The organism is Streptomyces sp. SID12501, assembly GCF_010550245.1.
In the GTDB taxonomy this organism is placed as follows: domain Bacteria; phylum Actinomycetota; class Actinomycetes; order Streptomycetales; family Streptomycetaceae; genus Streptomyces.
The window spans coordinates 79,203-101,437 of the sequence record NZ_JAAGLU010000012.1 but is presented as its reverse complement, the minus strand read 5'-3'; the positions used below and the strand labels follow the sequence as shown (position 1 = coordinate 101,437).

Here is a 22,235-nt window from a genome sequence, read left to right as displayed (position 1 = left end):
TGCCGCCCGTCCCCCGTGCCGCCTTCACTCATCGCGTGACATCAACGTACGCCCGCCCAGTACGGTAGAAACGTGCCGGAGACAAAGAGAACCGTGGCCGTCCTCACCGCGCTGTCGCTGGAGTACGACGCGATGCGGGAGCGCCTCACGGACGTCGAGACGCTGACCCACCCGCGCTACGGCACCAAGGCCAAGCTCGGCCAACTCCCGGACAGCCCTTGGCAGGTGGTCCTCGTCAACATGGGCGAGGGCACACTCACGGCGGCGACACTCACCGAGCGTGTGCTGACGTGGCTCGAACCCGAGGCCGTGCTGCTCGTCGGTGTCGCGGGCGGCCTCAAGGACGACATCGAGATCGGCGACGTCGTGATCGCGACGAAGGTGTACTCGATCCACGGCGGCAAGCAGACCCCGGACGGCTTCCTGGTCCGCCCGGAGGCGTGGCGGGCCTCGCACCGCCTGGAACAGGCGGCCAAGGAGGCCCTGCGCGACACGACCGACTTCCAGGCGTACTTCAAGCCGATCGCCGTGGGAGACGTGGTCCTCGCGGACCGGAAGTCGGAGCTCGCCCAGCACATCCACACGCACTACAACGACGCCGTCGCCATCGAGATGGAGAGTTCCGGCGTGGCCAACGCCGTCCATCTCGCCGGTGAGGCAGGCGCGTTGATCATCCGGGGCATCAGCGACCAGGCCAACCCGGACAAGTCCGCGGCCGACAAGGCAGGTTCGCAACCCCGGGCCGCAACGAACGCGGCAGCGGCAGCCGTTGCCGTACTCCGCGAACTGACCCCGAAGCAGCTACCCGGCCAGGCGGCGACCGACCCCCGGGAGGGGCCTTTTCACGGCTCCACGTACGGAGGGGACCACATCGACTTCCGCAGCAGCACGTTCAACGGCCCCTTCGTCGCGAAGGTCGTCGGGCACCGCCCCGGCGACGAGGCCGGACGGTAGCCCGGACGCGGGGCCCGGAGGGCTCGGCACGGGCCACTCCCACGGCCCGGTCCCGGTAGCGACGGCCACGCTTCCGCCCCGTCCGCTGGGCTTCACCGGCCGTTCGGCGGAGTTGGGCCGCCTGTTGCCCCGCCTGGAACCTGACCCGACCGGTGCCGCCGCGCCCCCTCTCCTCATCTTCGCCGTCACGGGCATGGGCGGCATCGGCAAGACAGCACTGGCGGTCGAGGCGGCACACCAGGCCTGCGCGCGGGCCTGGTTCCCCGGCGGCGCACTCTTCGTCGACCTTCGCGGCTACGACGACGACCCGGTCACCGCCGACCAGGCGGTCCTGGCGCTGCTCGACGCGCTCGGCGTACGTGGCCCGGATCTGCCGCCATCCGCCGCGCGCCAGTACGACGCCTACCGCCAACTCCTCGCCGAGCGGCAGGACCGGATGCTGCTGATCCTGGACAACGCGTCGGACCCGGCCCAGTACCTCCCCCTGCTCCCCGGCACGGACCGCCACCGGGTACTGATCACCTCCCGCGACCGCCCGGACTCCCTCGCCCTACGCCTCATCGACCTGGAGACGCTCCCTCCGGACGACTCCGCAGCGCTCATCACCCGCGCCCTCCACGACGCCGACGAACGCGACGACCGCCCGGCCGTTGAACAGGACGCCCTCCACGAACTGACCGCCCTCTGCGGCCACTTGCCGCTCGCCCTCCAGATCGCCGCCGCGATGCTGCGCCGGCGCCGTCACCGCGGTATCGCCTCCCTGGTGACCGAGATCAAGCAGGCCGAGGACCCAACTGCCGTACTGGACAACGGCACCCACGGAACCGACCTGTACGGCCGCTCCCTCGCCCTCCGCCCGGTCCTGGAGACCTCGTACCGCCGGCTCCCACCCGACCAGGCCCGCCTGCTGCGCCTACTCGCCCTCGCACCCGGCACGGACACCGGCACGGACGTAGTGGCCGCCCTGATCGACCTCGACACGGAGGCCGCCCTGAGCCTCTTGGAGGACCTGGCCGCCACGCACCTCGTTACCCCGGTCAGAGCTGACGACGGTTCGGATACCGGCGTGCGGTGGCGGTTGCATGACTTGGTGAGGGTGTTCGGGGTGGGTGTGGTGGTGGGGGATGTGGGGTTGGTGGAGGAGGGGGAGGCGGCTCGGGGGCGGGTGCTGGCCTTCTATCTCGCGTGGGCGGGTGCGGCTGATGACTGGTTGCGGTGGTTGCCGGGGATGGAGGTGCCGGGGCGGTTCGGGGATCGGCGGGAGGCGTTGGGCTGGCTGGATGGGGAGCGTGCTGGTTTGGTGGCCGCGGTGGGGTGGGGGGAACTGGAGCGGTATGCGGACACGGCCTGGCGGCTGGCCGCGTGTCTGGCGGTCTACCTGGAGTGGCGGCGGTATTTCGATGACTGGGTCGGGGTGGGCCGGGCCGGGCTGGAGGCGGCGGGCCGCGCCGGGGACGGCGAGGGCGAGGCCCGCGCGTGGGACCACCTCGGCCTCGCCCTGCGGGAGGCGGGCCGGGCGGTGGAGGCGGTCGAGGCGCACACCCGCTCCCGCGACCTGCACCAGGCCGCCGGGGACCGCCACGGCGAGGCCGACGCGTGGAACAACCTCGGCGGCGCCCTGCGGGAGGCGGGCCGGGTGGCAGAGGCGGTCGAGGCGCACACCCGCTCCCGCGACCTGCACCAGGCCGCCGGGGACCGTCACCGTGAGGCCCGCGCGTGGAACAACCTCGGCCTCGCCCTGCGGGAGGCGGGCCGGGTGGCAGAGGCGGTCGAGGCGCACACCCGCTCCCGCGACCTGCACCAGGCCGCCGGGGACCGCCGCCGCGAGGCCAGCGCACGGTACAACCTCGGCAACGCCCTGCGGGAGGCGGGCCGGGTGGCGGAGGCGGTCGAGGGGTACGGGAAGGCACTGGAGGTCTACCAGGAGTTCGAGGACTGGTACTGGACGGGCCAGGTCCTCCACAACCTCGCCCTGATCCACAAGGCCGCCGGCCGCCGCGTCGAGGCCCGTGCCTGCTGGCTCCGGGCCGCCGACGCCTACACCCAGGCCGGCGACACCGCCGAAGCCGACCAGGCCCGCACCTGGGCCGAGGAGCAGCAATAACACCCGCGCCGCCCCCGAGTCACGCCCTCCCAACCCCCACTGCCGCGAACTCCCGAGCCCCCGCCCAAGGCAGCACAGCCCACATCCGCGTCCCCTCTCCCGGCTCCCGAGCCTCCCCGAACCCCCACTCCCCGCCGCACCCCTCCACCACGCACCCCAGAACCCGTAGCGCATCCCCCCTCCGCTCATCGCAGGCCGCAGCCAGCCGAGGATGCACATGCCGCCGGTGACCGTCGTAGAGCACCACTTGCAACTCTGCCTCCCACCACCGCAGCGACACGTACACCGACGCATCCGCAGCGAACCGAAACGCACAAGCCGTCAGCTCCCCCACCACCTGCACCGCAGCGTCCGCCATCTCCTCCAGCCCATGCGTCTGGAGAACAACCCGAGTCGTAGCCCGCGCAACCCGCGAACTCACCGCCTCCGCAGGCAGAGTGAAGCCGTACGTAAGCGTGTCAGGAGAGGGCGGCGGGGCCTTCGTGAGGTCGGTCGAGATGGGACAGGCCGAGACGGCGAGCGAAGCGGACATGACGAACTCCCTTGCTGGACAACGGACTTGACGCAGCCGACGTACACCCAACCGGTGGCCTGTCTCCCTGGCGCGAGCGCGCCCCTCCCAGGGAGGGAGAAGGCGGGCAGGCTCGCGCGATGCGCTTCCGAGTAATGCCGGGCCGTAAGCGACTACTCACGGACTGTAGACCAGTTTGGTGGCCTTTTGTCACCTACTCAACAGAATTACCACTAGCCGAATGGACCAACCAGGCGCCCGAAGGGCAGACTTACGCCGCACCCGCTGGAGGAAATGACACATGCCGCCGAGGTCAACACCGACGGAACGCCAGAAGCGCTTGGGCGCCGAACTGCGCAAGATGCGTCTCGCCGCAGACGCGACCACGGAGTACGCCGCAGGGCTGCTCGGGCTGGACCGCACAAAGGTGTCCAACATCGAGTCCGGGGTCCGGGCCATCAGTACGGACCGACTGAGGACCCTGGCCTGCAACTACGCCTGCCGCGACAAGGCGTACGTCGACGCCCTGGTCGACATGGTCGGGACACGTAAACGCGGCTGGTGGGAAGTGTACCGGGGGCAAATCCCCGCGGGACTTCTCGACATCGCGGAGCTGGAATGGCACTCCAAGAGCGTGCGCGTAGGCCTGGCCATGATCATGCCTGGCCTGCTCCAGACCGACAGTTACGCCCGCACTCTCTTCGGCGCCGCGCTCCCGCCCCTCTCACCGGCGGAGGTCGAGCTGCGCGTGGCTCTTCGCCTCCAACGGCAGCAGGTGCTGTACCGGGAGGAGCCGATCACTTACATCGGCTACGTACACGAGGCGGCCCTGCGCATCGAGTTCGGCGGCGTCAAGGTGATGCGCGCCCAGCTGGACCGCCTCTGCGAGGTGTCCGAGCGCGACAACATCGGCGTACGCGTGATCCCCTTCAACGCGGGGGCATTCCCCGGCGCCGGGCAAGCGGTGGTCTACGCCGAAGGGCCGGTCCCTCAGCTCGACACCGTGGAGCTGGACTCCGCGCACGGCCCCGAGTTCACCCACGGTCAATCTCAACTCGACAAGTACCGTGCCCACTTGGACTGGATGGAAGCCGCGTCACTGCCCCCCAGTGCGTCCCGCGACTTCATCCACACGATCGCCCGACAACTCTGAGGAGTCACGTTGCCCGACATCACCTGGGAAGAGCCCTACTGCGCCGAAGGCGCCAACTGCTTCCGCATAGGCACCGACCCGAACGGCAACGCCTACATCGCCATCGCCGGCCAGGAGGACACCTACCTCACCGACACCCGAGAAGCCCTCCGCACCCTCATCCGGGACATCAAGGCCGGCAAGGCAGACCACCTCCTGTAGCCCCTAGCCCCCGTTGGCCCCGCCGCCAAAAAAAACTTACTCACACCTCAGGCAGCACCCCAGGCCGGAACGGCTCAACCCCCACAACCCGCCGCACCCGCGTCACCTCGATGAGCAGCATCACGCGCCGCTCCCCCGGCAGCAGCCACGGATACCGGTCCTGGTCGATGTACTTCTTGGTGAGCCGGTCCATGGAACGCTCCGCCTCCTCGCCCTCCACGAACCGCACCACGCGCCCCCGGATCTCCGCACGGTCGTACGGGTTCTCGGGGTCGTGGTGGGAGAGCGAGACGTTCGGATTGCTGCGGAGGTTCTCCTCCTTCACGCGGCCGATGGCCGTGTTGACCATGACATGGTCGCCCTCGATGTCGACCCACATCGGCGACACCTGCGGCATGCCGTCCGCACCGACCGTCGCGAGGTGCCAGAAGTTCGGGGCGAGCAGCCGCTCCCGTATGTGCCCCTCGATCTTCTCCGGCTCACCACTCACAGGACCACCACTTTCCGACGCCACCCGGCGTCCTCCAAAACCCGCCAAGCCACCCACCCGGGCAACCCGGCCTCATCCCGACGGCAGATCGCAGACCACAGCCCGCAGCCTCCGGCAACGGTACGCGCCCCAGCCACCCCCACAAGGCCCAACATGCCCAGTTGCACGCGCACTTGACGCTCGCACGCCCATCGGACACAAAGGGGAGGCGGCCTCCATGGCAGGTGCAGCAAAAGCGACAGCCCAGAGGCAACACAGTGGCAATCGAGCGGCGCCCAATCAACAGACCGCACAATTCACGCCGCCCCTACTCGCCAGTCACCCGCCCCACACCACCCCACCGAACCCCCCGCCACACCGCACCCACCTTCGACACTCGCCCACAGGGCCGACACCGCATCCACCTCGAGCCCTCGAACCTCCACCGGCGAACACTCGTGCATATGCCCCTCCACCTTGCCATTCGCACGATCGGACACCCGGACAAGCCTTCCAGGCGCCCCCACCCAGCCACCGGCCCACGATCCCCAGCCGGCCCGGAGCCGACCGGAATCACCCCCGGACCCGTAGCTTCCTACAATCCGTGATTGTGGCCGAACAGAACGTAGTCACCGCCGCCCCGCCCCCCTAGCTTGTGGCGCGTGCGCCGACCCCCAGTTCCGCCTCCACCGCCCACGCCGCCGAACCCGCCCTTCGACGCCCACGCCGCCCGCAGACTCCGTGTGGCCCTCGGAATGGGCCCCGAGCACGTCGCGTACGGGATGCGGGTCTCGTACGGGCTGCCGTACATCACGCCGGACCACGTGATCGCCTGGGAACGCAACATCATGGCCCCGGGCACCAGCGAACTCACCGCTCTCGCCGGTGTGTTGTGGTGTGCGCCCTGCGAACTCATCGGTCGTCCCGGCACCTTGCGGGAGCACCGCGCCGCGCGCGGACTCAGCGCGGAGGACGTCGCCCGGGCCGTCGGGCTCGAACTGCTCGTCTACGTACGGATGGAGGAGAGCGGCGAGTGGCGCGGCACCGAGCGGCAGTCCGCGATTCTCGCCGAGGTACTCGAACTCTCGCTCGCCGACTTCATGTCCCTGACCGGCCTCGACGGCAAGCTCGCCGGCCTGCTGCGCAGCGCGGTCACGACGCGCTGGCAGGCGTACGTCCGCCCCGTCAACAAGATGGTGCCGCTGAACCGGCGCCTCCTGGAGGGCGCACTCCAGGAGCTCCACCGTTACTACCAGGGGCAGTTGGCCGCCACCCTGACCTGGTCGGACGGCTCCGCGGCGACCGAGGCGAGCCACATCGGACGCGACTTCCTCGACCGGATCGTGGAGCACTTCTGGGCGAAGGTCGACACCAACATCCCCAACACCCGCTGATCGCCGGACCGCTCAGACCGCGACCAGACCGACCCTGTCCTAGAACACCGACTCCGCCTCGTCCATCCGGTCCTTCGGGACCGTCTTCAGTTCGGTGACCGCCTCCGCCAGCGGCACCATCACCACGTCCGTCCCGCGCAGTGCCGTCATCCGCCCGAACTGGCCCTGGTGCGCGGCCTCCACCGCGTGCCAGCCGAACCGGGTCGCGAGGACGCGGTCGTACGCGGTGGGCGTGCCGCCGCGCTGGATGTGGCCGAGGATGACCGGCTTGGCCTCCTTGCCGAGCCGGCGTTCCAGCTCGTACGCGAGTGCCGTACCGATGCCCTGGAAGCGCTCGTGGCCGAACTGGTCGATCGCACCGTGGCCGTAGTCCATGCTGCCCTCGGCGGGGTGCGCGCCCTCGGCGACGCAGATGACGGCGAACTTCTTGCCGCGCGCGAACCGTTCCTCGACCATTTTCACGAGGTGGGCGGGGTCGAAGGGGCGCTCGGGGAGGCAGATGCCGTGCGCGCCGGCGGCCATGCCGGACTCCAGGGCGATCCAGCCCGCGTGCCGGCCCATGACCTCGACGACCATCACGCGCTGATGGGACTCGGCGGTGGTCTTCAGGCGGTCCATCGCCTCCGTCGCGACACCCACCGCCGTGTCGAAGCCGAACGTGCGGTCCGTCGACGAGATGTCGTTGTCGATCGTCTTCGGGACGCCGACCACGGGCAGACGCGCGTCGCTCAGCATCCGGGCCGCCGTCAGCGTGCCCTCGCCGCCGATCGGGATCAGTACGTCGATACCGAACTCGCGGGCCATGTCCTGCGCGTTCTCGCAGGCCTCGCGCAGCCGGTCGCGCGGGAGCCGGGACGAGCCGAGGATGGTGCCGCCGCGGGCGAGGATGCCGCTGACGTCGTCGAGGTCGAGGCTGCGGTAGCGGCCGTCGAGCAGCCCCGCGTAGCCGTCCTCGAAGCCGATGACCTCGTCGTCGTACTGGGTGACCGCTCGGTGCACGACCGACCGGATCACTGCGTTCAGGCCCGGACAGTCGCCGCCTGCGGTGAGAACTCCGATGCGCATCGTGCTCTGTCTCCTGCTCGCTGTGATCAGTCTGACTCGGTCTGATCGCTCTGGTTGCCTGTGATGCCGGTGAGTCGCCCCAATTGTTTCACGCCCGGGCCGGGCCCTCGATCCTGGCGGGTGCCTTAGCCATCGCCGCGGGTACTGTCAAGAGGGTTCCGCTCACCTCGGTGAGCCATATTCGCGAGCGAGGAAACGGAGAGCACGCGTGACGACCCGCAGCGTGTACGTGACCGGGATCGACCGGGGCGACGGCCGCCAGGTCGTCGAGCTGGGGGTCATGGAACTCCTGACCCGGCAGGTCGACCGCGTGGGCGTCTTCCGCCCCCTGGTGCACGACAACCCGGACCGTCTCTTCGAGCTGCTGCGCGCCCGCTACCGCCTCTCCCAGGACCCGGCGACCGTGTACGGCATGGACTACCCGGAGGCGTCCGCGCTCCAGGCCGAGCAGGGCACCGACGAGCTCGTCTCCACCCTCGTCGACCGATTCCTGCTCGTCGCCCGCGAGTACGACGTCGTCCTCGTCCTCGGCACCGACTTCGCCGACACCCAGTTCCCGGACGAGCTGGCCCTCAACGCCCGCCTCGCGAACGAGTTCGGCGCGTCCGTCGTCGCGGTCGTCGGCGGACGCGACCAGACCGCCGAGTCGGTGCTCGCCGAGACGCGCAACGCGTACCGCGCGTACGAGGCGCTGGGCTGCGACGTCCTCGCCATGGTCGCCAACCGCGTCGCCCGCGAGGACCGCGCCGGCATCGCCGCGGGCCTCGACTCCCGTCTCCCCGTGCCCTGTTACGTCCTCCCCGACGAGCCCGCCCTCTCCGCGCCGACGGTCGCCCAGATCACCCAGGTGCTCGGCGGCACAGTGCTTCTCGGCGACGACTCGGGCCTCGCCCGTGACGCGCTGGGCTTCGTCTTCGGCGGCGCGATGCTGCCCAACTTCCTGACCGCGCTGACCCCCGGCTGCCTGGTCGTCACCCCCGGCGACCGCGCCGACCTGGTCGTCGGCGCCCTGGCCGCGCACAGCGCCGGTACGCCGCCCATCGCGGGTGTCCTGCTGACCCTGAACGAGCGCCCCAGCAACGAGGTTCTCACCCTCGCCGCCCGCCTCGCCCCGGGCACCCCGGTCGTCTCCGTGGCCGGCACGAGCTTCCCCATCGCCGCCCAACTCTTCTCCCTGGAGGGGAAGTTGAACGCGGCCACCCCGCGCAAGGCGGAGACGGCGCTGGGCCTCTTCGAACGTCACGTGGATACGACGGAACTCCTCAAGCGCGTCTCCGCACCCAGCAGCGACCGTGTCACGCCGATGATGTTCGAGCACAAGCTCCTCGAACGCGCCCGCGCCGACAAGCGCCGGGTCGTCCTCCCCGAGGGCACCGAGGAACGCGTCCTGCACGCCGCCGAGGTGCTGCTGCGCCGGGGCGTGTGCGACCTGACGCTGCTCGGCCCGGTCGACGCCATCCGCAAGAAGGCCGCCGACCTGGGCATCGACCTCGGCGGCACCCAGCTGATCGACCCGCAGACCTCCGAACTGCGGGACACGTTCGCCGAGAAGTACGCCAAGTTCCGCGCCCACAAGGGCGTCACGGTGGAACTCGCCTACGACGTCGCCTCGGACGTCAACTACTTCGGCACCCTGATGGTCCAGGAGGGCCTGGCCGACGGCATGGTGTCGGGTTCGGTGCACTCCACGGCCGCGACGATCCGGCCCGCCTTCGAGATCATCAAGACCAAGCCGGACGCCTCGATCGTCTCGTCCGTCTTCTTCATGTGCCTGGCCGACAAGGTCCTCGTCTACGGCGACTGCGCGGTCAACCCCGACCCGAACGCCGAGCAGTTGGCCGACATCGCCATCCAGTCGGCTGCCACCGCCGAGCAGTTCGGCGTGACGCCGCGGATCGCGATGCTGTCGTACTCGACGGGTACGTCGGGTTCGGGCGCCGATGTCGACAAGGTGCGGGAGGCGACCGAGCTGGTGCGCTCGCGGCGCCCGGACCTGCGTATCGAAGGCCCGATCCAGTACGACGCGGCCGTGGAGCCGACCGTGGCCGCCACCAAGCTGCCGGGTTCCGAAGTCGCGGGCCAGGCAAGCGTATTGATCTTCCCGGACCTCAACACCGGCAACAACACCTACAAGGCCGTGCAGCGTTCGGCCGGCGCGATCGCCGTCGGCCCGGTCCTCCAGGGCCTGCGCAAGCCGGTCAACGACCTGTCCCGGGGCGCCCTGGTCCCGGACATCGTCACGACGGTCGCCATCACCGCGATCCAGGCCCAGACCGCCGACTCCGCCCCCAGCCAGGTCCCCACTCAGAAGGCACCCCACCAGTGACCGCGACCCGCGTCCTCGTCCTCAACTCCGGTTCGTCCTCGCTGAAGTACCAGCTGCTCGACATGCGCGACAGCAGCCGGCTCGCCGTGGGCCTGGTGGAACGCATCGGCGAGGAGACGTCCCACCTGAAGCACACCCCGCTGGCGACCGGCGGCGCGTCCCGCGAGCGCACGGGCCCGATCGCCGACCACGAGGCAGCCCTGAAGGCGGTGGCGGAGGAACTGGCGAAGGACGAACTGGGCCTGGACTCCGCTCAATTGGCGGCCATCGGCCACCGGGTGGTGCACGGCGGCCTGTCCTTCACCGAGCCGACGGTCATCGACGACACGGTCCTCGCGGAGATCGAGCGCCTGATCCCGGTGGCCCCGCTGCACAACCCGGCCAACCTCACCGGCATCCGTACGGCCCAGAGCCTGCGCCCCGACCTCCCCCAGGTGGCGGTCTTCGACACGGCCTTCCACACCACGATGCCGGAGTCGGCGGCCCGCTACGCGATCGACGTGAAGACCGCCGACGAGTACCGCATCAGGCGGTACGGGTTCCACGGCACGTCCCACGCGTACGTGTCGAGGGAGACGGCGCGGCTCCTGGGCCGGGCGCCCGAGGACGTGAACGTGATCGTGCTGCACCTGGGCAACGGGGCGTCCGCGTCGGCCGTACGGAGCGGCAAGTGCGTGGACACGTCCATGGGGCTGACGCCTCTGGAGGGACTCGTCATGGGAACCCGGTCCGGCGACCTGGACCCGGCCGTCATCTTCCATTTGACGCGTGTTGGCGGAATGTCCACGGACGAGATCGACACTCTTCTCAACAAGAAGAGCGGCCTGCTCGGTCTGTGCGGAGACAACGACATGCGGGAAATCCGCCGCCGTATCGACGAGGGCGGCGCGGACGCCCCGGCGGCCCGGCTGGCCTTCGACATCTACATCCACCGACTGAAGAAGTACATCGGCGCCTTTTACGCGGTACTCGGCCGGGTGGACGCCATCGCGTTCACAGCCGGGGTCGGCGAGAACGCGGCGCCGGTGCGCGAGGCGGCGGTGGCGGGCCTGGAGGGCCTCGGCATGGCCGTGGACGGCGCCCTGAACGCCGTACGGAGCCAGGAGGCCCGGCTGATCTCGCCCGCGGGCTCCCCGGTCGCGGTGGCGGTCGTCCCGACGGACGAGGAGCTGGAGATCGCGACACAGGCGTACGCGCTGGTGGGAACCGCGAGCACCTGAGAACGGACAACTGAAGACACTTAACGGATATTGGACGAACATTGGGAAACATTGGGCAGACAATGCCGGAAGAGCCTCACCTGAGCGCTATCCCGCCCCTTTGTGTCCAGTAGGTGCTTCTACGTCGTCCACCAGGCGGAATATTCCGAAGCGAAACAAACCGATAGGATCGCCCCATGCGCCGTTCGAAAATCGTTTGCACTCTCGGCCCCGCGGTCGACTCCCACGAAATGCTCGTGTCGCTGATCGAGGCCGGGATGAACGTGGCCCGCTTCAACTTCAGCCACGGCACGCACACCGAGCACCAGGGCCGGTACGACCGGGTCAGGGCCGCCGCCAAGGAGACCGGCCGGGCCATCGGTGTCCTCGCCGACCTGCAGGGCCCGAAGATCCGCCTGGAGACCTTCGCGGAGGGCCCCGTCGAGCTGGTCCGGGGCGACGAGTTCGTCATCACCACCGAGGACGTCCCCGGTGACAAGACCATCTGCGGTACGACGTACAAGGGCCTCCCGGGTGATGTGTCGCGCGGCGACCAGATCCTGATCAACGACGGCAACGTCGAGCTGAAGGTCGTGGACGTCGAGGGTCCGCGGGTGAAGTCGATCGTCATCGAGGGCGGCGTCATCTCGGACCACAAGGGCATCAACCTGCCCGGCGCGGCCGTGAACGTCCCGGCCCTCTCCGAGAAGGACATCGACGACCTGCGCTTCGCCCTGCGCATGGGCTGCGACCTGGTCGCCCTGTCCTTCGTCCGCGACGCCGGTGACGTGAACGACGTCCACAAGATCATGGACGAGGAGGGTCGCCGCGTCCCGGTCATCGCCAAGGTGGAGAAGCCGCAGGCGGTCGACAACATGGAGGCCGTCGTCGCGGCCTTCGACGGTGTGATGGTGGCCCGCGGCGACCTCGCCGTCGAGTACCCCCTCGAAAAGGTCCCGATGGTGCAGAAGCGCCTGGTGGAGCTGTGCCGGCGCAATGCCAAGCCGGTGATCGTCGCGACCCAGATGATGGAGTCGATGATCACCAACTCCCGCCCGACGCGCGCCGAGGCGTCCGACGTGGCGAACGCGATCCTGGACGGCGCGGACGCGGTCATGCTGTCGGCGGAGTCGTCGGTCGGCGCGTATCCGCTCGAGACGGTCCGCACGATGTCGAAGATCGTGGCCGCGGCGGAGGAGGAACTCCTCTCCAAGGGCCTCCAGCCCCTCGTCCCCGGCAAGAAGCCGAAGACGCAGGGCGGCTCGGTCGCCCGCGCGGCCTGCGAGATCGCCGACTTCCTCGGCGGCAAGGGCCTGGTCGCCTTCACCAAGTCCGGCGACACCGCCCGCCGCCTCTCCCGCTACCGCGCGGCCCAGCCGATCGTCGCCTTCACCACCGACGAGGGCACCCGCAACCAGCTGTCCCTGAGTTGGGGCGTCGACTCCTACGTCGTCCCGTTCGTCAACAGCACGGACGAGATGGTCTCCCTGGTCGACCAGGAGATGCTGAAGCTGAACCGCTTCAACATCGGCGAGATCGTCGTCATGACAGCCGGCTCCCCGCCCGGCGTCCCGGGCACGACCAACATGGTCCGCGTGCATCACTTGGGCGAGGGCGAACACGCGTGAGGTGACACCTCCGTACCCGTACGGCTGTGAGGGCGCCCCCTGTTGTACGTGACAGGGGGCGCCCTCCGCCGTACGGGGTGCGCCGGGTGCGCTAGAGAAGGTGATCCGCCTTGCCAGCCTTGATGTCCTGAATGAGGGTGCGGAGGGCTTCGCGGGTGTCGGTGAGGTAGGCGTCTTCCTGACCGGCGATGGCGATGTAGGCGTTGCCGGTGGGGTCGGTGCCTATGCGGAAGCAGTTGTTTCCCTCAGCGCAGAAGGGCTCTTCCCAGGTGATGTCGGGCATGGCGGCTCTCCTTAAAGTTGCTGGGCGATGGCATGGATGAGGTCGCGCGAGTCCTGAGGGCTCAGTGTGTGGGTGTGCCACCAATCCATGTGGGCGCGGTACTTGGCGAGTTGCGAATCGGCGTGGGTGAACTCGCCGCCGTGCGCCGAGTCCAACTGCACGGTGTCCAGTTGAGGGACGGCCCCGTCGGCGTACAGAACGGCATGCCCGGCACCGGGAAAGGCGCCGGCCTCGACAGGGAGCACGCGTACGTCAACATGCTTGCGCTCGGACGCCTCGCACAGGTGGGTGAGTTGCTCGCGGGTGGACCGACGCCCGCCGAACTGCATGCGCAGCGCCCACTCGTGCACATACGCGACGTAGTCGACGGGGTTGTCGCGGTCGAGCACCTGCTGACGTTGCAGTCGCTGCACGACGCGTAGTTCCACCTCGGACTTGGGCAGCGGAGGCAGCGCTGAGTCGAAGACGGCTCGGGCGTAGCTGCCGAGTTGGAGCAGGCCCGGGATGTGTACGGTCTGGTAGCTGCGCAGCCGGGTGGCGAACCACTCCAACTCGGCGACGTCCAGGAGGCCTTGGGGAAGTGCACCCCTGAACCTCTCCCACCAGCCGCGAGTGCGTGAGTTGGCCAGGGCCATGAGCGCGTTGACGTAGGCCTCGTCCGCGCAGTCGTAATTGCTGGCGAGTATCCGGATCCGCTCGGGCGAGGTGGCTCGGACGCCCGACTCCATATTGGACACCTTCGTCCGGTCCAGCCCGAGCAGCCCGGCGGCGCACTCCGTGGTCCGGCCGGACGCGAGCCGCATCTTGCGCAACTCGGCACCCAGGCGCTTCTGACGTTCTGTCGGCGCGGGCCGTGTCGGCATCTGCACCTTCCTCCCCGGTTGGTCCGGGGCCAGTCTGCCGCGTTCGCTGTGCGCCAGTCCACTTCGATGGAGGCAATACGCAAGAGTATGTGGCACACGTTCCCCGTCGAGACCTACAGTTGGTGACGAGTCGCTTACGGCCCGGCATTACTCGGAAGCGCATCGCGTGAGCCTGCCCGAGTTCTCCTTCCCTGGGAGGGGCGTGCTCGCGCCAGGGAGACAGGCCACCGGTCGGGTGTACGTCGGCTGCGTCAAGTTCGTTGTCCAGCAAGGGAGTTCGTCATGTCCGCTTCGCTCGCCGTCTCGGCTTGTCCCATCTCGGCCGATCTCACGAAGGCTCCGCCGCCCGGTCCCGACACGCTCACGTACGGGTTCACGCTGCCTGCCGAGGCGGTGAGTTCGCGGGTTGCCCGGGCCACCACTCGGGTTGTTCTCCAGACGCATGGGCTGGAGGAGATGACGGACGCTGCGGTGCAGGTGGTGGGGGAGCTGACGGCTTGTGCTTTCCGGTTCGCTGCGGAGGCGTCGGTGTACGTGTCGCTGCGGTGGTGGGAGGGGGAGCTGCAAGTGGTGCTCTACGACGGTCACCGGCGGCATGTGCATCCCCGGCTGACTGCGGCCTGCGATGAGCGGAGGGGGGATGCGCTACGGGTATTGGGGTGCGTGGTGGAAGGGTGCGGCGGGGAGTGGGGGTTCGGGGAGGCTCGGGAACCGGGGGGCGGGACTCGGATGTGGGCTGTGCTGCCCTGGGCAGGCGCTCGGGCGTATGCGGAGGTGAGGTGAGGTCGGGGGTGACCTGGGGCGGGACGGCTGCTGGCGCCGCCCCAAACCTCGCTCACCGAAACGCACACAGGCCCGCCCCGCACCAGCCACTTCGCAGCACCGTTCCGGTCGGGCAGGGCCGGTCGGGCTGCCCGGCGTCTGCCAGCTGGCTGGCTGATCAGCGGAACTGTCTGCTCCGAGTTCAAGTCGCGTTCGATGCTGGACAATAGGTGACAAGGTGAGGGCGGCGCCCACGATACGGGCGCCGCCCTCACCTTGTACGGCCGCAGCGACGAGGCGTCAGAAGACGCCCCCCGATTCCGCCGGGAAGTCCGGCGGCCAGGGCCCGGTCCACAGCGACTCCCGGCCACCCATCAGCGCGTACTCCGCCTCGCGCCAGTTCGGATTGCCACCTACGACGAAGCTGTCGCCGTCAGGGTCCAGCATCCAGGTGTAGTCAGCATCGGCGGGCTCCAGCCCGTGCCGTTCCGCCAGCACCGCGAACTCCTGCGGACTGGCGCGGCGGATGTGCAGGCCGTTGCGGTAGTAGGGCTGCAGAAGCATCAGCCTCACGTGGCCGATGGTGACCTCGACATGCGTCGAAGTCCCGTCGACCAGCGTGGCTTCGCTCCGCAGGAGGAGATACCGGTGGGACGGGTTGAACCCGGCCACCCGGAACAGCCTTCCGGTGCGGATGAAATCGGTCATGTCCGAAGCCCTTTCCTAGTTACGGCACCGGCTTCCCGTTGGCCAGCTTGAAACGCTCGGGGAAGACCTCCTTGCCACCCATCCGCCATTCGATCGACGACCACGAGCGTTCGCCCCTCCTGACCGCGGTGCGCAACCTCGTCATCTCCCACGCGGTGCCGTATCCCCCGATCTCTACGAAGTCCCAGGTGCCTGCGGGAATGGTCTCACCCCGCTGCAGGAGCAGTTTGAGTGCCTCGTCGGCGTTAGCGGCGCCTGCGACGCCGTCCAGCGAGACCGTCAGCCGCACGTTGGGGTTGGTCACTGTCCAATCGACACCCACCGTCCAGATCGGACGTTCGCCCATACCGAAGACGTGTGGAAGCACCGGGCTGTAGCGGTCACCGTTGAACGTCTTGGCTCCGATAGCCTCCGCCAGGTCGTCGGCGCCTGGGTTGATGCCCAGGACGACGTGGTCTCCGTCCTTCACCAGGTCCTTGAGGACCTGCCGTACGCACTCCTCGTTCGAGCTCTGGGCAGCAAACGCCCGAGCGCCAGCGGCCCTCGACGCCCTCGAAGGGGTTGATGCACACGCCTCGTACACCGCCTGCATGAACTTGCTGGTGACGGTCGCGACGACGGCCTCGGACAACCGAAAGGAGCGCAGGGCCGCGTACGCCTCCCTGAAACCGATTCCGGTCCTGACGGCCGCGTCCATCGCCCGGACAGCGTCCGCGATGGGGCGGATGATCTTGGTGGCGAACAGTGACGCCACATCTACGACGGCCCAGGCGCAACCGCCCCAGCTTCCGTTCTCACCAAAGGAGGTGAGTTTCTGAGCGCATTGGATCCAGTGGCCGAAGAGGATGTCGACGGGGTCGATGCTCTGCTGGTACTCCGCGATCGTGATGGTGTGCGTGACGTCGGTGGACTGCGTTTCCGTCTTTTGCTCGCCCAGGTACAGCGGGTCTCCGGAGAAGCACGAGTTGTTCCAGACCTCCGTAGGGCACAGGTACAGGTCGAGGACGGCCTTGTAACTGATCCTCTGGGTCATCGTGCAGTCGCCGACGTAGAAGAGCTGGTCCCACCAGTCGTCACAGCTCTCGGTCTTCTTGAGGACCTGCGGTTCGCCGACCTTCTCGATGTGGTCGACGACGTAGAAAATTCCACCAATGAGTTCGGCGGAGCCCTCGGGGACGGTCCCGGTCGCGATCTGCCCGTTGTTCTCCGCGTTGGACGCGGCCTCCTTAGCCTCGGCCGCGGCCGCCTCCGCCTTGACCGCGGCCTCCTCGGCCTTGACCGCGTCCGACTCGGCGTCGGTGGCGGCTCGGTCCGCTGCGGCTGCGTCGGACTCGGCCGCGGAAGCCGCCGAGCGGGCGCCTGCGGCGTCCGTCTCGGCCTCCGAGGCGTCACGATCGGCCTGGGCTGCCGCGGACTCGGCGTCGCTCGCTGCGGAGTTGGCGTAGAAGGCGTCTGTGCCCGCCTGCGCGTCGTACTTCTGGGCGTTCGCGTCGGCCTTCTTCGTGGCTGCCGCGTCGGTCGCCGCTGCGGCTGCGGAAGCGTTGGCCGCTGCGGCGGAGTTAACCGCCTGCACGGCGTAGTCCGCTGCGTCAGCCGCCGCCTGGAGGGCGATCTTCGCGTCGCCGGCGGCCTTGTCAGCCAGGGCCTTGGCCTGGGCCGCCGCCTTCTTCGCCTCGTCCGACTTCGCCTTGGCCGCGGAGGCCTGCTGCTCGGCGAGGGTCTTGGAGGTCTGCCCGATCAGCACCGCGTACGCCGCCGAGGTGTCTGTCTCGCGGTACGGGGAGCCGACGGTGATCGCTTCGTCGGCCGCCTTGGTCGTCGCGGTCGCGGCGTCCCGGGCGCCCTGCGCGTACTGGGCCGTGGCGAGGGCGTACCCGGCGGTCTTCGCCGACCAGGCGGCCGTCTTGACCGCCTCGGCGACCGCCGCCGTGGCCTCCTTGCGCGCGGTGATCGCCGCGGCCTGAGCCTTCTTCGCCTCGACGTCCGCCTGCTTGGCGTTCTCCTTCGCAGCTGCTGCCGCGTCGATCGCCTCGGCAGCGGCGGCGTGCGCGGTCGTGGCAGCCGCGTGCGTCTTGGCGTACGCCGACTGGGCCGCGTCGGCAGCGGAGCGGGAACGCTTCGCCGCGCCTTCGGCCCGGGTGGCGGCAGCTCGGGCGTTCACCGCCGCCGTGGTCGCCTCGTTCGCCGCAGTACGCGCCCGGGTCGCAGCGCCCGCCGCGTCGGTGGCGGCGGAGCGCGCCTCGGTTGCCGCCTGCCGGGTCTCCTCTGCGGCACTGGTGCCCTCGGCCGCAGCGGCAGCCGACTCCAGGGCTGCCGCGTGGGACTCGGTGGCGTTCTTGTCGCGCTCGGCCGTGACCGCCTTGTTGCGGGCGAGGAACGCACGCACCTCGGCGTCCTCCGCCGCCGCCAGCTTCTCCGTCGCCGTCGCCCCGGCCGTCTCCGCAGCCGTGCGCGCCTGGCCGGCCCTGGCCTGCTCGGTCCTTGCCCGCTCCTCGGCCGCGCCCGCCTTCGCGCGCTCACTCGCCGCGAGGTCGCGCTCCCGCTCCGCGGTGGCCTTCTCGGCCTCCGCTATGCCGCGCTGACGCTTCGCCTCGGCGGCCTGGGTCTTGGCCGTCTGCTCCGCCTTCTCGGCGGTCGCGCGGGCGGTCTTCGCGGTGGCGGCGTTGGCCGCGGCCTCCGTGGCCAGCTTGGCGGCGGACTCGGCCGCTGCCTTGGCTTGCGCCTTCGCCTCAAGCGCGGCCGTCTTACGGAACTCGGTGTTCAGCGCGTGCGTCTGGGTCTTCGCCAGCGCCAGCAGCGTCTGGGAGTCAGCCACCGTGGCCTTCGCGGCGTTCGACGCCGTCAGCGTGGCCTTCGCCGCCGCCTGGGTGGCCGAGGCCGATGCTTTGGCTACCTGCACGGACTGCTGCGCGTAGAAGAGACCCCGGCCGCGCGGAAGCCTCGCGGCGTCGGCGATCGTCCACGCCTTGGTCTGCTGGGTGCCTGCGGCATCCGCGGCCGTCTTGGCCCGGGTGGCCGCCGCGTCCGCCACGGCCACCTGCGCGGCAGCCTTGGACTTCGCCGCGTTCAGGTCCGCCGTCGCCTTGGTGAAGGCCGCGGGCTTCGGATAAAGAGCGGATCCTTTGTTCGCGGCCCAGTACTTCTGCCAGTACAGGATCTGGTCCGCCTGCCAGGCCTGCCGGACCGCCTCGATCATCGCGTCCGTGGCGACCCGGACTTCCTTCGCCGCGGTGGCCTTGGCGGTAACAATCGCCTTCCGCTGCTCGGCCTGTCCGGAGTACTCCGCCTCCCACTCCGAGTAGGCCACCAGGACCGGTCCGGTCAGCATCCGGTAGTGGTCGATCGGGTTGGCACTGTCACAGGCCGCCCAGGCCGTCTTCAGCGCCTCGACCTCGGTACGGAACTCCAACGAGTCCGGCTCGGGGGCCTTCGTCGGGAAGCCACCGAAGCGCAGGAAGGTCGCTACGTCGTTGGCCGAGGAGTAGCTCAGGTTGGTCGTATCGAGCAGTGCCGTCCCGGCGAAGTCCTTGTACGCGGCTGCCCAGGTGTCGTCGCCAGTGTCGAACGCGTCGAGCACCTTCTTGGCTTGGTCCAGCGCGGCCTGGCCGGGTCTCGGAGTCGGGTTCTCCGACGCCTGGTTGTAGAGATCCTGCTGAGTGCCGAGGGTGAAGGCGACGATGTCCTTGCCGAACTCCGGCGCCCAGTAGTCCCGACCGCCGGAGGAGTTCTCTGCGGCGTAGGGCTTGTTGGCGGTGTTCAGCTTGTCCTGGCGGTCCCGAAAGACATTGACGTCGGCGATGGCCGCGTTTCTGTCCCGGATGCTGGCCTGACCCCACTCGCCCAAGAGGGCGTCCGGGGTCACGAACGTGCGCAGCCCGGCGTCCGTGCCGGTGAGCTTCGCCCTCGCGACCGAGTCCAGCTCGGGCCCGCCGAAGTGCACAGCCCGTCCTGCCTGACAGCGGTCCTTGCGGGCCTGCTCACCGAGGCTGATGCGGAGAGTGCGCTCGTATGGGTTGGCCGGGTTATCCCCCGGCTCGTCGGAGGCCGCGGGGGCGGCGAACACCAGTCCGCCGAGCACAGCGGCGGCAGTCGCCAACGCGATGGCCGCGAACCCTCTTTGTGGACGGCTTCGTTGAGGTCTTCCTGGAGTTGTTCGCACGTCTATGCCTGCCTGGATGGTCGGTCCGGATTCGGTCTCGTCCGACAGGAAGAAGGCACAACGAACACTCGGCCGCGGCCGACGAGTGGTGTCACCGGCGGCCTGCCGTGTAGGAAAGTCAGGAAGTTCTGAGACCCCCGTCCCTGCTGCGCGTGCGGTCAACACGCGCCCCCCGTGCCCCTCTTCCCGCAGGGACCGGATCATCATGATATGAGAAAGCTTTTAAGGAACCTTTAATTAGTCATTTTGTTCGAACATAAATCCCACCCCCTGCACAGGCCTGTGGCCCGGCCCTCGCCGAAGGCGGTACGGCCGGGCCACAGGCCCCGGTGCGGCTCCCGAACGGGGTGGTGAGTGCTCAGGTCGTGTACTGGCGCAGGCCCGGGATCGTCAGCGTGCCGCCGAACTGGCCCGCCTGGATGACCTTCACGTTGGTGAAGTAGATCAGCGGGATGTTCAGGGGCGGCGGGCTCTTCGGGGTGAAGGTCACCGGGATCAGGCCGAACAGGTTGCCGGAAATGCTCTCGGTGTACATGACCGTCTTGCCGTTGTCGATCGTGGACTTCGAGCCCTTGGCCGCCTGCGCGTGGTAGGTCTTGCCGGACAGGTCGTCCTTGACGATCTGGTGCAGGTCGTTGATCTCCGTGCCACCGGAGATCACGTACTTCAGGACTTCCTTGACCGTGCCGTCGGCGGTGCGCACCTTGACGATGCCCTGGTAGTCCGCGCCCGTGAGCAGCAGCGAACTCGCCTCCAGGGTCCACGGTTCGACGGGCAGCCGGATGGTGTTGTCGACACCGCCCTCGTCTTCGGTGGCGACCAGGCAGTCGTCCACGTCCGTCGTCGCGCTCGCCGAGGGGCTCGGGGACGCGGTGGCCTCGTCGGCTGCCTCATCGGCCGCCTCCGTGGTCACCTCTGTCGCCTTGGCCGCCGTGTCGGTGGTGTCCTTGAGGACCTCGGTGACCTTCGGCGTCGTGTTCTTGACCGTGGTGGTGTCGGTCGTGGTCTTGTCGGCCGCTTCCGTGGTCGCGGCGGGGGACGCCGTCGGCGTCGGAGTGGCGCTGTCGGCGGCCTCGGTGGTCGCCGTGGAGGTCGTCGTCGTGGACGCCGTGTCGGTCGTCGAGTCGCTGCCGCCCGTGAAGATGTCGACGATCGCGTCGCCGATGGTCTCCAGCAGGTTGCCGCTCTCCTCGGTGGCGCTCGCGCTCGCCGAGGGGGTGGGCGTGGCCGTGTCGCTGCCGCCGCCGGTACTGCTACTGGACGTCGTCTTGCTCGCGGAAGGCGTCGGGGTCGGCGTGGCCTCGTCGTCGGAACCTGAATCCGACGAAGAGGAGCCGTCCGAGGCCGAGTCGCCGGCAGAGGCCGAAGGAGTCGCCGTCGCTTCGCTGGAGTCCTCGTCGGACGAACTCTCCGAGGAGGTCTCCGACGGGCTCGCCGAGGTCGAGGCGTCGTCCGTCATCGCCGCGACGCAGGCCTTGTACTCCTCGGCCTGCTGAGCGTTCGACGTCGGCTGCTCATCAGCGTTGGCGAGCGTCGGCGTGAACCCCATGCCCATGAGCACCGCGGTCGGCATCGCCGCCAGGGCTATCGCCTTTCCGGCAGGCATGTGGAACCTGGTGAACAGCGGCTTCCTCGGGGCCGCGTGCCTCGGCCCGGTTCGCCCGCGGGACTCTTCCACATCAGTCCCGTGGGTCACCTTGTCAGCCGGCACTGCGCCTCCCGTTCGCCCCGTTCACCGGGCTCGTTCCTGACAGATCGTTCGGCTCGTACGGCTCGTTCGACTTGCTCATGTCCAGTGCGCCCGGCTCCGCCGTCGGGTCCGCTCCGTCGGTGGCCTCGGCAGACACCGGGGCCTCAGTGGCCTCAGCGGTCTCCGCGACAGGGGCCGCTTCCGTACCGCCGCCCGCCGGCTCTCCGTACTTCGTGTCCGGCTCCGGCTCACCGGGCGCCCAGGCGATGGCCAGCGCGCCGCCGACCAGGGCCAGCAGGAAGCCGATGATGAACCCGCCGAAGTTGGAGACCGGGAGGGACACCAGTCCCAGCAGGATCGCGGCGGTGCCGGCGAAGGTCCGTACGTGCTTCTGGAACCAGAGGCTGATGCCCAGGACGACGAGCAGGACTCCGATGATCAGCGATCCCGCGCCTGCCGTTGTGGACATGCGGATCGTGAGCTGACCGATCGTGAGGTGCGCGTAAGGGAAGTACATGATCGGGACACCGGCGAGCAGGACGAACAGACCGGCCCAGAACGGCCTCGTACCCCGCCAGGCGCGGAACTGCAGCCTCAACCGGACGAACAGGCTGGCGGCGGCAGGAGTCTCGGCGCTCATGGAAACAGCTCCCTGGTGCGGTGTTGCTGTGGTGAGAGGTCTTCCGTCAGCCCGTTGGGGCGGTACGCGAAGACCCGGTAGGAGAGGAACGGGCGGGGGGCGCCTCACGGCCTCCCCCGCCCGTCA

At 69.3% G+C, this 22,235-nt stretch carries 17 protein-coding genes; 8 read left to right on the top strand and 9 right to left on the bottom strand.

Going from position 1 to position 22,235, the window contains the following annotated elements:
• Positions 1-72: 72 nt before the first annotated feature.
• Together G3I71_RS16420 and G3I71_RS16415 are read left to right on the top strand one after the other, a co-directional pair.
• On the top strand, positions 73-954 hold the full coding sequence (locus G3I71_RS16420) for a 5'-methylthioadenosine/S-adenosylhomocysteine nucleosidase (protein ID WP_164315429.1): 882 nt from the start codon (positions 73-75) through the stop codon (positions 952-954).
• A gap of 124 nt (positions 955-1,078) precedes the next feature.
• Positions 1,079-3,058, top strand: coding sequence for a tetratricopeptide repeat protein (locus G3I71_RS16415; RefSeq protein WP_164315427.1), 1,980 nt, complete (start codon positions 1,079-1,081; stop codon positions 3,056-3,058).
• Positions 3,059-3,077: 19 nt separating this feature from the next.
• Here the strand turns inward: G3I71_RS16415 and G3I71_RS16410 are convergent, their stop codons facing one another.
• Positions 3,078-3,590, bottom strand: coding sequence for a sensor histidine kinase (locus G3I71_RS16410; protein ID WP_164315425.1), 513 nt, complete (start codon positions 3,588-3,590; stop codon positions 3,078-3,080).
• 280 nt (positions 3,591-3,870) lie between these two features.
• Between G3I71_RS16410 and G3I71_RS16405 the strand changes: the two genes are divergently transcribed.
• On the top strand, positions 3,871-4,722 hold the full coding sequence (locus tag G3I71_RS16405) for a helix-turn-helix transcriptional regulator (protein WP_164315423.1): 852 nt from the start codon (positions 3,871-3,873) through the stop codon (positions 4,720-4,722).
• 9 nt (positions 4,723-4,731) lie between these two features.
• On the top strand, positions 4,732-4,923 hold the full coding sequence (locus G3I71_RS16400) for a hypothetical protein (protein WP_164315421.1): 192 nt from the start codon (positions 4,732-4,734) through the stop codon (positions 4,921-4,923).
• Positions 4,924-4,963: 40 nt separating this feature from the next.
• Here the strand turns inward: G3I71_RS16400 and G3I71_RS16395 are convergent, their stop codons facing one another.
• Positions 4,964-5,413, bottom strand: a complete 450-nt coding sequence (locus G3I71_RS16395; RefSeq protein ID WP_164315419.1) for a PPOX class F420-dependent oxidoreductase — start codon at positions 5,411-5,413, stop codon at positions 4,964-4,966.
• Positions 5,414-6,054: 641 nt separating this feature from the next.
• Here G3I71_RS16395 and G3I71_RS16390 point away from each other — a divergent pair.
• A complete protein-coding gene (locus G3I71_RS16390) occupies positions 6,055-6,786 on the top strand; it encodes a helix-turn-helix transcriptional regulator (protein ID WP_164315417.1) in 732 nt (243 codons plus the stop codon).
• A gap of 39 nt (positions 6,787-6,825) precedes the next feature.
• Here the strand turns inward: G3I71_RS16390 and G3I71_RS16385 are convergent, their stop codons facing one another.
• Complete coding sequence (locus tag G3I71_RS16385; RefSeq protein ID WP_164315415.1) at positions 6,826-7,851, bottom strand: ATP-dependent 6-phosphofructokinase; 1,026 nt, start codon at positions 7,849-7,851, stop codon at positions 6,826-6,828.
• A 208-nt stretch (positions 7,852-8,059) separates the two neighbouring features.
• On the opposite strand from G3I71_RS16385, the gene pta reads away from it, so the two are divergent.
• The 3 genes from pta to pyk all read left to right on the top strand — a co-directional run bounded on the left by pta (position 8,060) and on the right by pyk (position 13,004).
• The gene (gene pta / locus G3I71_RS16380; protein WP_164315413.1) at positions 8,060-10,177 is read left to right on the top strand and encodes a phosphate acetyltransferase; all 2,118 of its coding nucleotides are present in this window, start codon (positions 8,060-8,062) and stop codon (positions 10,175-10,177) included.
• On the top strand, positions 10,174-11,397 hold the full coding sequence (locus tag G3I71_RS16375) for an acetate kinase (RefSeq protein WP_164315411.1): 1,224 nt from the start codon (positions 10,174-10,176) through the stop codon (positions 11,395-11,397). The genes pta and G3I71_RS16375 overlap by 4 nt, the downstream gene beginning before the upstream one ends.
• A gap of 176 nt (positions 11,398-11,573) precedes the next feature.
• On the top strand, positions 11,574-13,004 hold the full coding sequence (pyk, locus tag G3I71_RS16370) for a pyruvate kinase (RefSeq protein WP_164315409.1): 1,431 nt from the start codon (positions 11,574-11,576) through the stop codon (positions 13,002-13,004).
• A gap of 91 nt (positions 13,005-13,095) precedes the next feature.
• Here the strand turns inward: pyk and G3I71_RS16365 are convergent, their stop codons facing one another.
• The 6 genes from G3I71_RS16365 to G3I71_RS16340 form a co-directional block, all read right to left on the bottom strand.
• A complete protein-coding gene (locus G3I71_RS16365) occupies positions 13,096-13,287 on the bottom strand; it encodes a hypothetical protein (RefSeq protein WP_164315407.1) in 192 nt (63 codons plus the stop codon).
• Between the two features lie 11 nt (positions 13,288-13,298).
• Positions 13,299-14,150, bottom strand: a complete 852-nt coding sequence (locus G3I71_RS16360) for a helix-turn-helix transcriptional regulator (RefSeq protein ID WP_164315405.1) — start codon at positions 14,148-14,150, stop codon at positions 13,299-13,301.
• A 1,062-nt stretch (positions 14,151-15,212) separates the two neighbouring features.
• Positions 15,213-15,620, bottom strand: coding sequence for a hypothetical protein (locus tag G3I71_RS16355; RefSeq protein ID WP_164315404.1), 408 nt, complete (start codon positions 15,618-15,620; stop codon positions 15,213-15,215).
• A 19-nt stretch (positions 15,621-15,639) separates the two neighbouring features.
• The gene (locus G3I71_RS51120; protein WP_164315402.1) at positions 15,640-19,716 is read right to left on the bottom strand and encodes a polymorphic toxin type 27 domain-containing protein; all 4,077 of its coding nucleotides are present in this window, start codon (positions 19,714-19,716) and stop codon (positions 15,640-15,642) included.
• Positions 19,717-20,137: 421 nt separating this feature from the next.
• A complete protein-coding gene (locus G3I71_RS16345) occupies positions 20,138-21,490 on the bottom strand; it encodes a hypothetical protein (protein ID WP_164315400.1) in 1,353 nt (450 codons plus the stop codon).
• On the bottom strand, positions 21,480-22,109 hold the full coding sequence (locus G3I71_RS16340) for a DUF6114 domain-containing protein (RefSeq protein WP_164315398.1): 630 nt from the start codon (positions 22,107-22,109) through the stop codon (positions 21,480-21,482). The genes G3I71_RS16345 and G3I71_RS16340 overlap by 11 nt, the downstream gene beginning before the upstream one ends.
• Positions 22,110-22,235: the final 126 nt, after the last annotated feature.